Below are 11968 nucleotides of genomic sequence, written 5' to 3'. Positions count from 1 at the left end.
AGTGATAGGAAAATTAATTTCGAAAATTTGTCCAATCTTTATGGTTCCTGAAAATAACCCCGTTAACGAAGTAAAATACTTGGGAAATAAAAAAAATAATCCTTCTATTTATGAAGAAGAAAACAATAAATACATTTATCCTCTAATAAAATTTAAAAATGAGCAATTACTAATTGAGAAGCTTTGTTTAATTGATTTCCAGGGAGACACTAGGTATAAATGTATAGAATTGCAGCAGGTGAAACAGGAGAATTCTATACATTATATTGTACTTATGGCAGGGCAGAAAGCTCAAACCGATATTTACTATACAACTGGATTGAAGATTAATGCTGATAGTTACACGTCTTTATTGAATAAGGTAACCTTAAATGAAATTGATTCAATAAAGGTTCATTTTGAGGCTACTGAAAAGGGGATTGATGTTTATCTATCATTTAAAGATAGTGAAAAAAGAAGCATAGAATTTAAAATAAAGGAGAATAAAAATAAAATAGATAGTTTTGGACTTATTGCTCCAGTGGGAAATATGAGCGAAAATCCAGATAAGTTTCCTGTTATTTACTTAAAAAAATTTAATATGGTGGAGCAAAAGGGTACAGCGATATTTGTAAAGATTAATGGGAAAAATCTAAAGCCTGTTAAACTTTTTCCATTATGCAATTTTAAAAGGGTTTATTTGGCTAGGTATTCATATTTTAATAATATTAAAGAGTTGAATAATGATTACATGGATATTATGGAACCTGTAGAAGTTACTAAGGATGTAGAAGAGATAAGGGTAGATAATTGTATTTATTCAACTATTGAAAATAATGGACATAGTGAAATAAAAAGTGTAGCAATCAAAGATAGTAATAGTGAAATGCGAATATCTTTTTCGCCTGCTATACCCAATATAATATCATTAAAGAATAATACAGAAGTTAAGGGACACTTTTCAATCGGTGTTGATGAGGTTAAAGGTATAATGGGTGGCGTTTATTCAATAAATAAAAGTATGGATGCAATTGTATTTAAAATGAATCCTGAAAAAGGTTGGCAGCCAATGCCTGGTAAGCTATGGATGAAAACTTACTTCTGGAATTGTGATATTAAAATAGTGGACAACAAATTACATGTAAAATCAAAGTGGAAGCGCAATGAAATAATTTTAACCTATGATATGTTAAAGGCAAAATAATCTTTATGCTAATAAATAATTTTGAATTTCTAAAACAGATAAAAATCCATTCCCGTCACTATTTATGGTTCCACCAATTATGACAAAAAATATTTTGTTAAAATACTTGACAAAATATTTTTTGTTAGATATAATTGTAAATATAAGGAATGGCGGAGGTGCTAATTATGAAAATTACAACAGGGCAAGCTGCACGAGGTGAAAATTTTTTTAAAAGGCCTATTTTAATAAACAAATTATGGAGAAAAATTGATTCAGCTAGTAGTATTATAATTTCAGCTCCAAGAAGGGTTGGAAAAACATCGTTAATGAGGTATATAGAAGATAATCCAAAGGATAAATACTATATAATCTATGTAATTACAGAGTCCGTGTATAACGAAAATAAGTATTATAAGGAGATCGTAAAGGCCATTTTAAATTGTGATTCAATAAAGAAAAGAGATAAAGTAATAAATTCAATTAAAGATTTAGCTAAAAATATTTTTAAAAGTATTGACGAAGTAGGCATAGACTCTGTTAAGTTTACTAAAACTATTGAATTAAATTATTATGAAAAGTTCATAGAAATTATGAGATCTATTGATTTAGAAGGGCACAAATTAATTATAATGATAGATGAATTTGCTCAAACAATAGAAAATATTCAACAAAATGAAGGCACTACATATGCAGTTCATCTTCTTCAAAGTAATAGAGCATTAAGACAAAATAGTAATATAAATAATAAATTTCAATTCATATATACAGGTTCCATAAGCCTCGAGGGTATTGCAAGACGAATGGATTCTTCAAAGTTTATAAATGATCTAGATATATTAAAAGTCACTCCACTAAGTGAATCAGAAGGAAAAAGTCTTATAAATGAACTACTTAAAGGGCTTGATTTTACTATGGATAATGATACTATAGACCATATGCTACATAAAATTAAGTGGTTAATTCCTTTTTATATTCAACTTGCTATGGATAAAATTCAGGATATTTATGATGAAGATCAAATATGTCCTATATATAATAAATCGGTTGATATAGCAATTAAACGTATGATAGAGGAAAATAATAAATTTAGTAGTTGGCATGAGAGACTTAAGGTGTACAAAAATAATGATTATAAGTTTATTATAGAAGTATTAAACATAATAGCTATAACAGAAGCTAAGAAGATAACTTATAACGAAATATATGATTTAGCTGTAAAATATAATCTTTGCGAAACATATAAAGATCTCTTAAATACTATTATTGATGATGGATATATAAATAATGATGAGGAGGAAAAATTATATACATTTACCTCTCCTATATTAAGAATGTGGTGGTGTAAAAAAAATGCAAATTAGTAGTTTAAGTTTTTATAATCCCAATAATTTATCGCATCAAGAATTAGTTGATAGATTTGTAATAAGGAAAAAAGAATTTCAAAAGATTTTTAAAGATATAAAAAAATCTGACATGAAATATCCAGAGCAGCATTATATCATAGAAGGTCAAACAGGCTATGGTAAAACAACTTTATTAAAAAGATTATACTTTGAAATAAAAGGAGATAAGCAGTTAAAAGCAAAGTTTATTCCTGTTATATTTCCTGAGGAGCAATACAGTATACGAAGACTGTTTAAACTTTGGGAGGTAACAGCTGCAAATCTTGAAATGGAAAATGATGAATTTGTAGGGCTTTATGATGAAATGGATAAATATGCAGAGGTAGAAGACTACGAAGATATATGCTTTAAAATACTTGAGAAAAAACTTAAAGAACAAAATAAAAAATTAATACTTTTAATAGATAACATTGAAGATATTCTAAAGAAGTTTAAAATCTATGAGCAGCAAAAACTTAGAGAAATTCTCTTAACTTCTGCTGAAATTCGAATTATAGGAGCATCTTCAGAAGTTTTACAATTTACGGTTGATTATAAGAAGCCCTTCTATAATTTCTTTAAGCTGATAAAATTAGAAGGGTTAAATTCAGAAGAAACTGCGGAATTTTTCGAAAAGTTAGGTGAAATTTTTAATAAGAATGGTATAAATGAGATAGTTAAAAGTAACAGTGGAAAAATAGAAGCTTTAAGGCGGTTAACAGGTGGGGTGCCAAGAATAATGGTATTACTTTTTGATATTTTAAATATTGACAACGAACCCATATTCAAAATACTAGATATATTAATAGATAGAGAAACACCTCTTTATAAACACACAATGGATAGGTTATCTCCAGTGCAACAGGAAATTGTTGATGTTATAGCTTTACGCTTTGATGCCATAACCACAAAAGAAATAGCAGACAAAATAAGAATGCAAAGCAAAGAAGTATCCGCTCAGCTAAATCAATTAGAAAAGAATGGAGTAATAAATAAAATACCTGTAAATAAGAAAAATTATATGTACCAAATAAACGAACGATTTTTTAACATATGGTACATGATGAGATTTGGGGGAGAAAAAGAAAAACAGCAGGTGAAATGGCTTGTGGATTTTTTTGAAAGCTGGTGCAATAAAGAGGAACTAATTAACAAAAGTGAAAAAAAAGAAAATGATTTTAACACCATTTATATCTTATCGGAAACCTTACTTTGTAATGATCTAATAGAAGAATCCTTACAAAAAGCTCATTTATTTTTAAAAATAGCTAATAATACAGATAAAGATAATAGGTGTATTAATGAATATTTAATATTTCTAATGGCTAAAAGACAATACAACTCCTTATTTAAACTATTTAATGAAACTGAATTTAATCTAAAGGATAAATTTAAGCCTACTTATTATGCGTTAATGTACTTTATGAAAAATCAAAATGAAAAATTTGAAATTGAATATAAAAAAGTGGGTGAAGAATTAGAGGAAACTGTTGAAGAAATTATTGAAGAAGTTAAATCATCATCTGCAGTGATACAATAGTATAGAAAGAGACAATTAAAGGCCTACGAATATAAGTGATATATAAATAAAACTATTCTACATCGGTATTATTTATGTTACTATTATTAAGGCATTTAAAATAAATACATAATACAAAGGGGACCTGGAATCATGATAGATATAACAAAAGAATACCTTCAAAAGAAGTATAAAATAAGTTCAAAAACGCTAGAACTTTATGATATAGCAATACAAGATGTACAAGAGGAGTTTAAAATTCTTGATGAAATAAGAGAGTTTAATCAACTTAAAGTTTTGACAGCACTACAAGATGAACGAATTAGCGAATGTCATTTTACAAATTCATCTGGATACGGTTATGGCGATATTGGGAGAGATTCATTAGATAAAGTATATGCAAGAATTTTCAATTGTGAGAGTGCACTTGTTCGGCCGCATTTCGTAAATGGAACACATGCAATTGGAGCAGCCTTATTTGGTAATTTAAGACCTAATGATACCATGATGTCGGTATGCGGAACACCTTATGATACACTTCTTAATATAATAGGTATAAATGCTAAGGAGGATATAGGCTCATTAAAAGATTATGGTGTAAAATATAAACAATTAGAATTAAACGATAACTCTAAAGTTGATATTGATCTAATGAAAAAGACATTAATTGAAGATAAGTCAATAAAGCTAATTCATATTCAAAGATCTACTGGATATGGCTGGAGAAAAGCATTATTAATTTCTGAAATAGATGATATTATAAAAGCTGCAAAAGCTATAAATCCAAAGGTGATTTGTTTTGTAGATAATTGTTATGGTGAATTTATTGATGTTACGGAGCCTACAGATGGAGGAGCAGATATAGTTGCTGGATCACTCATAAAAAATATTGGTGGTGGAATTGCACCTACAGGTGGATATATTGCAGGTAAAGAAGAATATGTACGACAAGCGTCTTACAGACTAACAACTCCTGGAATAGGAGGGGAATGTGGTTCTACGTTTGGAGTTATGCGTTCTTTATATCAAGGACTATTCATAGCACCACATATAGCTATGGAAGCATTGAAGGGCGCTATTTTCTGTGCAAGAATTATGGAACTTGCAGGTTTTGAAGTTCTTCCTAAGTATACTGATAAAAGAAGTGATATAATTCAAGCAATTAAATTTAATGATAAGGAAAAGTTAATTAATTTCTGTAGGGGTATACAAGAGGGGTCACCCATTGATTCTTTTGTTCAATGCGAGCCGTGGGACATGCCAGGATATGAAGATAAGGTTATAATGGCAGCAGGTGCATTTATTCAGGGAGCATCTATAGAATTATCTGCAGACGCTCCAATAAGAGAGCCTTATATAGCATATTTACAGGGTGGATTAACGTTTGATCATGCTAAAATTGGAATACTAATAGCACTTTCAAGAGTTATTTGAACTAGAAAGTAAATATTTATGACTTAGTAATAGAATAAAAAAATCCTGCAATTGATATATTCATTGCAGGATTTTTTTGTTCCATAAAATCTTTAAAAGTGAATCTTTAATACTTTCTGTAAACACCAACAAGTACGCCTAAAATTGCACAGTCATCAACTATGATAGGGGACATAGTTGAATTTTCTGGCTGAAGCCTTATATGATCTTTTTCCTTGAAAAATCTTTTAATAGTTGCTTCATTATCAATAAGAGCTACAACTATATCGCCATTTTTAGCGGTATTGATTTTCTCAATTATAGCAAGGTCTTTATCCAATATTCCTGCTTCAATCATGCTGCTACCAGAAACTTTAAGCATAAATAGTTCATTATTGGTTTTAGTGAAATTTAAAGGAAGTGTAAATGTATCCTCAACATTTTCAACTGCAAGTATTGGTTTGCCAGCAGTGATCTTCCCTATAATAGGGATATCTATAAGTTCTTTTCTTATGACAGAATCCTTTATTAATTCAATTGCACGAGGCTTGGTAGGGTCTCTACGGATATATCCCTTTTTTTCTAATCTTGCTAAATGCCCATGAACAGTCGAGGTAGATCTTAATCCTACGCCATCACATATTTCTCTGACTGAAGGTGGATATCCTTTTAATTGAACCTGTTTCTTTATAAAGTTATATATTTCACTTTGTTTATCTTTTTTTTCAATTAACATGTAAACGCCTCCCATTCATAGTATAATTATACCATATAAATGTAAAAACATCAAACTTACGTTCTGTTTTATAGGAATTAGTACAAGTGAAAAATTGTATATTATTATGTGAGAATACATAAGTCATCATTTAAAGAGTGTTAGTGTTTGATTGTTGAAAATATATTTGCTATAATAGTCTATTATGAAAGTATTCGAAATAAATAGATCGGGGTGTTGTATGACTAAAAATTGTATATTTAATAATAAGAAAATTTGTAATAGTTGTGGAGAATGTGAAGTCTGCGAATTAAATTCAAATAAAAAATGTAATAATTGCGGTAAATGTTTAGAAATGGAAGGTTACGATGTAAAAGCTATAAAAATTGATGAAGTTTTTGAGGATAATGAGATTGAAGAGGTAGAAGAAGTTCTTTATGACAGCTCTGAAATTAATTTATCGGAAGAAGTAGATAATGATGAAAATGAAGATGATGAACTACCAAAACTTGAAGATTATGACTCAGTGGTAGCCAGCGATGAATTTTTAAAACTACATAAAGATGAGTTCATACCTGAAAACAATGAGGTTTGGGAATTTATAGATGACATAGACGGGGCAAAAGAGCTACTTGAAAATGAAGATGATAACTCAGGATTACTTCAAGAAGAATTTCCTGGACTTATAAGACTAAAAAAAATATAAGTATTAAAAGTAAATAGAGAAATAGTTAAAATCTATTGCATATTTTTTATGCGCAAAAAAAGTATATATTACGTATAATGCATTTGAACAATCTTTAGAATTTCTTATTTTATTTTCAATAAATATGCGTTAAGAAAAATATATGTTTGAGCGACAGTGAGTTTATATTTTTTAGCAGATTAATTAAAAAAAATTAGTAGTTCTTAGCGAAGTGAATGCATTAATAGTAATATATACTTTTTTTTATTCATCAGAAAGTGGGTTTGACTTAACCGCATTTCTTAATTTATCATTATCTACATGAGTATATATTTGGGTGGTAGATATATTTTCATGGCCTAATATTTCTTGTAGACTTCTAATGTCTACATTTCCATATTTATACATAAGGGTAGCGGAGGTATGTCTTAATTTATGAGGAGTATACTTATCTTTATTAAGTCCAGCATTACCTATATATTTTTTTACAATTCTCTCCACAGTGCGTTTATTAATTCTTCCATATTTACCACTTATAAAAAGGGCATCCTTATCTTCAGAATGAATTTTATCTATGTTCGTATTTCTAATAGGCAAATATTTATAAATTGATTTCAATGAAGCTTTATTCAAATAAATGGTTCGTTCTTTATTTCCTTTCCCAATAATAGATAATGTATCATCTTTAAAATCGGATATATTTATACTACAAAGTTCTGACAGCCTGATACCACAATTTAAGAATAATGTAATAATACTATGGTCGCGAATAGAATGCTTATCTCTAGAGCTTGTAGCGTCGAGTAGTGCCTTACTTTCACTTAATGTTAAAAAAACAGGACTTCTTTTACCAAGTTTTGGTGACTCTAAATCTATTGTCGGGTCTATAGTTAGCACTTTAGCCTTAGTGGTTAAATACTTGAATAGGGACTTTATAGATGCAATTTTTCTTGCTTTAGCGTAGTTACCATTAGCCCTATATTTCCCAAGATAGGAGATATAGGCATATAAATCCCGCAATGTAAGAGTTCTTAATGTATCTAAAGTTAGGTCACTAATTATAATGGTCTCAAGAGGTAGAGCATTTTCTGAAGAGACTAGACCTTTGTACATTTTTAAGAACTTTAATAGCAATGATAAATCAGCAGTATAAGCAACAACAGTAGAACTAGAACAGCCTTTAATAGTAGATAAATAATTCAGATAATCATTTAGAAACGGTGGGAGTTCATTGTTATAAATAGTATTTATATTCGATTTCATAAGTACCTCCAAAAATCATAATAATGTCGTGAAACTTACATTTCACGACATTATTATACTACAAGAGGGGGAGCAAAATCCTGATTTTTCTAAAATAATAAAAATAAATAAATGTTTTTATTATTTTTATTATTTCCACATACAATTTGAATTTTATTCTTCGAAAGTTATAGAATTGGGAGACTTTCCTTATGAAATGTCGTTAAACTAAAAAAGCTATCAGTTTTGTTTGCATCACTGATAGCTTTTTATAGTATAATTTCTATCCAATACTAAGGATTATACGTTTATAGAAGTTTCTACTCCTAATGCATCTTTATTGGCCTCGATTATTGGTTTTACATATTCATCTATAAATTCTATTACTTGACTTGGAGCTCTACCTACAAATTTAATCGGGTCAATTACAGCAAATATCTCTTCTTTTGACATCCTAAAACTATCATCATTTATTATTCTTTCTATAAGATCATTATTTAAGCCTTCTTCTTTAACGCGTTTTGCTGCAGCCATAGAATGAACTCTAATGTTCTCATGAAGTTCTTGTCTGTCCCCGCCCCTTTTAACAGCTTCCATAAGGATATTTTCTGTAGCCATAAATGGAAGCTCGTGGTTTACATGAGCAGTAATTACTTTTTCATATACTACCATATTTCCGGCTATATTCATATACAAATTTAATACTCCATCAAGTGCTAAGAAAGCTTCAGCTACGGATATTCTCTTATTAGCTGAATCATCTAATGTTCTTTCAAACCATTGTGTTGCAGCTGTTATAGCAGGATTTAATGAATTCACTATAATATATCTTGATAAAGAGCTAATTCGCTCAGAACGCATAGGGTTTCTTTTGTATGCCATTGCAGAGGATCCAATTTGATTTTTTTCAAAAGGCTCTTCCACTTCTTTCATGCTTTGAAGTATCCTTAAATCATTACTGAATTTATATGCACTTTGAGCTATTTCTGATAAAGTATTTAATACTATAGAGTCTACTTTTCTAGAATAAGTTTGACCAGTAACGGGATATGTATCTTCAAAACCCATTTTATTCGCTACATATTTATCTAAGTCTTTTACCTTTTTCTCATCATTTTCGAATAGATTCATAAAGCTCGCTTGAGTTCCAGTTGTTCCTTTAACCCCTAGTAACTTTATTCTATCTATTACAAAGTCTAAATTTTCTAGATCCATTATTAATTCTTGAATCCATAGGGTTGCCCTTTTACCTACAGTAGTTAATTGAGCTGGCTGTAAATGGGTAAAACCTAGTGTAGGAACATCTTTATACTTTAATGCAAATTCTGAAGATTTACTAATTACATTAATTAATTTTTTCTTAATTAAAAATAAAGCCTTTTTCATGACTATTAAGTCTGTATTATCGCCTACATAGCAGCTAGTAGCCCCTAAATGAATAATACCCTTCGCATTAGGACATTGAACCCCATATGCATATACATGGCTCATTACATCATGTCGTATTTCTTTTTCTTTATCTTCAGCCACTTCGTAATTCACATTATCTACATAGGATTTAAGCTCTTCAATTTGAGATTCTGTAATATTGATTCCTAATATCCTTTCACCTTCAGCTAGTGCAACCCAAAGCTTTCTCCATGTTCTAAACTTCATATCATCTGAAAATAAATAACTCATCTCTTTTGATGCATATCTACTATTTAATGGTGTATTATAAGAATTTCTCATATTCTGCCTCCATACGTACAATTTTAAATATAAAACAAATTTCATTCATATTATAACATACAATAGTGTTGAAAGTAATGAAAATGTTCGTATACTTGATTTGTACTTTCCAAATTATTTTTTAGTATATAAATTTATATACCATAACATTATATACGCTTTAAAGAAATTATTAAACAGTTCTAAAATATTATATTTATAATATAATTTATACAAATAGAATAATTATATTAGTCTGGGGGTAATTATGTATAAGCTTAGTATTATCGACAAACTTTCATTCGTGTTTGTATTGATTGGTGCTTTAAATTGGGGACTTTTAGGATTGTTAAATGTTAACTTAGTTAGTCTTATCTTTGGATTTGTTCCCTTCCTTGCTAGAGCAATATACATTTTAGTAGGATTATCTGCTGTGAATATTATTGTTTTCATAGCGAGAAATAAAAAAAATTAGATCCTCTTTTCTATTAATATTATCTTAAATAGTGTAATATTAGTAGAAAAATACTCCGTAAATTATTATGGAGTATTTTTGATTATATTAAATCATCTATTGGGTTTCTAGGCCCTCTTAATTGGGCTCAGTTCACAATTGCTAAGTTATACTGGCCTACGTTCCAATACTTTTATTTTAATTTCTGATATATCGATTTTTTCCATTATCACATCATAGCTAACTAGTTACCTGGAGTTACAGTTGATTGTTTTTCGTCTGGAGTTACAGTTGGTTCTTTTTCATCTGGAGTTACAGTTGGTTCTTTTTCGTCTGGAGTTACAGTTGGTTCTTTTTCGTCTGGAGTTACAGTTGGTTCTTTTTCGTCTGGAGTTACAGTTGGTTCTTTTTCCTCTGGAGTTCCAGTTGACTCTTTTTCATCTGGAGTTACAGTTGATTCTTTTTCATCTGGAGTTCCAGGTGATTCTTTTTTATCTGGAGTTACAGGTGATTCTTTTTCATCTGGAGTTCCAGTTGATTTTTTTTCATCTGTGGATAGTTTAGTAACGGGAGTTTTTACATTAGGAGATGTCCCTTTAAAATAAAGTTTTCCTAAAACCCCAACAATTATAACTAAAATAATTGTTGCAATAATTATCGTTGCTTTTTTATTCTTACTAGTTTTCTTATTTCTAGAGAGCGCTTCCCTATTTTCTTTATTTATTGTTTTTTCAGCGCCTGTTACCTTATTCATAACCGCTGTAAAATCTTCTTTTTCATTAGGAACTATTGCCTCGTTCTTTCTCACTGCCTTAAAGATTACCTGTTTTACATTTTTAGGTATATTAAACAAAAATGATAGTATTCCCTTTTGTTCTACAGAGTCTATCTCCTTAAAATTTTCAGGTGATCTGATTACAATAATAGGCTTATTATTGTAATTAGATTGTTTTTCTACATATACTGTAACTGAAAACTCATCACCCTTACTTATAAAAGGGATATAAACCTCTAAAATGTTATCCTTTATTGAAGAATCAAATTTTAAACCTTTTGTTATTGTGGCACCCGCACTCTTTAAGTTAGTTTGTGAACCCTGTATATTTATAGTTAACTCATGAATTGTTTTATTTGATGGGTTCTTAACAGTAATAATGTATGTACAATGTTCTTTGCCATCCGTTTTTATAGGTTTACCATTTCGTACATTACATAATATTCTAGGTCCTAAATTTCTATAATAATCTAATAGTAATCCAGATATAAATGATATTATTATAGTTATAATTGCAGTTTTAATAATATTCATAAAATTAATTTTCGCTCCCTTATTTTTTACTGTTTTTCCAGCTACATAATTATATTACTCACTTTCAGTAAATTATAAAGTAGATGGATACTTGTGACAAACTTAAAAATTAAATTGAGAAGATTTATCCAAGAGTCTAAGTAATAGTAGCTACACATCTTAATGTAGACATGGTCTTGCCAATGGCTTCCTGTTAATTGCTCCCTACACTGAAATTCTCTCTTTGTAGTCCCCCTAGAAATATAATGAAGTATCGTTAAAATACTTGTTTCATTATATTCCATATATCGAATGATAGCAAATCAAATTCCCCAAATGTGGTATCATTAATAAAAATTTAACATCATAAAATACTTCATTATGATGTTGACGCT

General features: G+C 29.3%; 10 protein-coding genes. 6 read left to right on the top strand and 4 right to left on the bottom strand.

What is annotated here, in order from left to right:
* Position 1 precedes the first annotated feature (1 nt).
* The 4 genes from ACWJKP_RS11440 (at position 2) to ACWJKP_RS11425 (ending at position 5500) form a co-directional block, all read left to right on the top strand.
* Positions 2–1183 carry a hypothetical protein gene (locus tag ACWJKP_RS11440; RefSeq protein WP_165412970.1) on the top strand — a complete coding sequence of 394 codons (1182 nt, stop codon included), beginning with the start codon at positions 2–4 and terminating at the stop codon, positions 1181–1183.
* Between the two features lie 167 nt (positions 1184–1350).
* Positions 1351–2526, top strand: coding sequence for an ATP-binding protein (locus ACWJKP_RS11435; protein WP_165412971.1), 1176 nt, complete (start codon positions 1351–1353; stop codon positions 2524–2526).
* A complete protein-coding gene (locus tag ACWJKP_RS11430) occupies positions 2516–4087 on the top strand; it encodes an ATP-binding protein (RefSeq protein ID WP_165412972.1) in 1572 nt (523 codons plus the stop codon). Before ACWJKP_RS11435 ends, ACWJKP_RS11430 begins: the two co-directional genes overlap by 11 nt.
* 132 nt (positions 4088–4219) lie before the next feature.
* Positions 4220–5500 (top strand): methionine gamma-lyase family protein, encoded by a 1281-nt coding sequence (locus ACWJKP_RS11425; RefSeq protein ID WP_165412973.1) that lies wholly within the window; start codon positions 4220–4222, stop codon positions 5498–5500.
* Positions 5501–5606: 106 nt separating this feature from the next.
* On the opposite strand, the gene lexA is transcribed toward ACWJKP_RS11425, so the two are convergent.
* Complete coding sequence (gene lexA / locus ACWJKP_RS11420; protein WP_165412974.1) at positions 5607–6215, bottom strand: transcriptional repressor LexA; 609 nt, start codon at positions 6213–6215, stop codon at positions 5607–5609.
* A gap of 220 nt (positions 6216–6435) precedes the next feature.
* On the opposite strand from lexA, the gene ACWJKP_RS11415 reads away from it, so the two are divergent.
* The gene (locus ACWJKP_RS11415; protein WP_165412975.1) at positions 6436–6900 is read left to right on the top strand and encodes a hypothetical protein; all 465 of its coding nucleotides are present in this window, start codon (positions 6436–6438) and stop codon (positions 6898–6900) included.
* Between the two features lie 243 nt (positions 6901–7143).
* Here ACWJKP_RS11415 and ACWJKP_RS11410 read toward each other — a convergent pair whose 3' ends face one another.
* Together ACWJKP_RS11410 and purB are read right to left on the bottom strand one after the other, a co-directional pair.
* Positions 7144–8142, bottom strand: coding sequence for a tyrosine recombinase XerC (locus ACWJKP_RS11410; protein ID WP_165412976.1), 999 nt, complete (start codon positions 8140–8142; stop codon positions 7144–7146).
* Positions 8143–8421: 279 nt separating this feature from the next.
* Positions 8422–9852, bottom strand: a complete 1431-nt coding sequence (purB, locus tag ACWJKP_RS11405) for an adenylosuccinate lyase (RefSeq protein ID WP_165412977.1) — start codon at positions 9850–9852, stop codon at positions 8422–8424.
* A 247-nt stretch (positions 9853–10099) separates the two neighbouring features.
* Between purB and ACWJKP_RS11400 the strand changes: the two genes are divergently transcribed.
* Positions 10100–10306, top strand: a complete 207-nt coding sequence (locus tag ACWJKP_RS11400; protein WP_165412978.1) for a DUF378 domain-containing protein — start codon at positions 10100–10102, stop codon at positions 10304–10306.
* A 223-nt stretch (positions 10307–10529) separates the two neighbouring features.
* On the opposite strand, the gene ACWJKP_RS11395 is transcribed toward ACWJKP_RS11400, so the two are convergent.
* The gene (locus tag ACWJKP_RS11395; RefSeq protein ID WP_165412979.1) at positions 10530–11594 is read right to left on the bottom strand and encodes an Mtc1 family protein; all 1065 of its coding nucleotides are present in this window, start codon (positions 11592–11594) and stop codon (positions 10530–10532) included.
* Positions 11595–11968: the final 374 nt, after the last annotated feature.

The sequence above is a fragment of the Clostridium sp. CM037 genome, from assembly GCF_055081095.1.
The sequence above is the reverse complement of the archived record's forward strand: the minus strand, read 5'-3'. Positions and strand labels throughout refer to the sequence as shown.

What these genes read in the sequence shown, in the direction of transcription:
- ACWJKP_RS11435 (WP_165412971.1), top strand. Translation starts at nt 1,351, where the DNA reads ATGAAAATTACAACAGGGCAAGCTGCACGAGGTGAAAATTTTTTTAAA.
- ACWJKP_RS11430 (WP_165412972.1), top strand. Translation starts at nt 2,516, where the DNA reads ATGCAAATTAGTAGTTTAAGTTTTTATAATCCCAATAATTTATCGCAT.
- ACWJKP_RS11425 (WP_165412973.1), top strand. Translation starts at nt 4,220, where the DNA reads ATGATAGATATAACAAAAGAATACCTTCAAAAGAAGTATAAAATAAGT.
- lexA (WP_165412974.1), bottom strand. Translation starts at nt 6,215, where the DNA reads ATGTTAATTGAAAAAAAAGATAAACAAAGTGAAATATATAACTTTATA.
- ACWJKP_RS11415 (WP_165412975.1), top strand. Translation starts at nt 6,436, where the DNA reads ATGACTAAAAATTGTATATTTAATAATAAGAAAATTTGTAATAGTTGT.
- ACWJKP_RS11410 (WP_165412976.1), bottom strand. Translation starts at nt 8,142, where the DNA reads ATGAAATCGAATATAAATACTATTTATAACAATGAACTCCCACCGTTT.
- purB (WP_165412977.1), bottom strand. Translation starts at nt 9,852, where the DNA reads ATGAGAAATTCTTATAATACACCATTAAATAGTAGATATGCATCAAAA.
- ACWJKP_RS11400 (WP_165412978.1), top strand. Translation starts at nt 10,100, where the DNA reads ATGTATAAGCTTAGTATTATCGACAAACTTTCATTCGTGTTTGTATTG.
- ACWJKP_RS11395 (WP_165412979.1), bottom strand. Translation starts at nt 11,594, where the DNA reads ATGAATATTATTAAAACTGCAATTATAACTATAATAATATCATTTATA.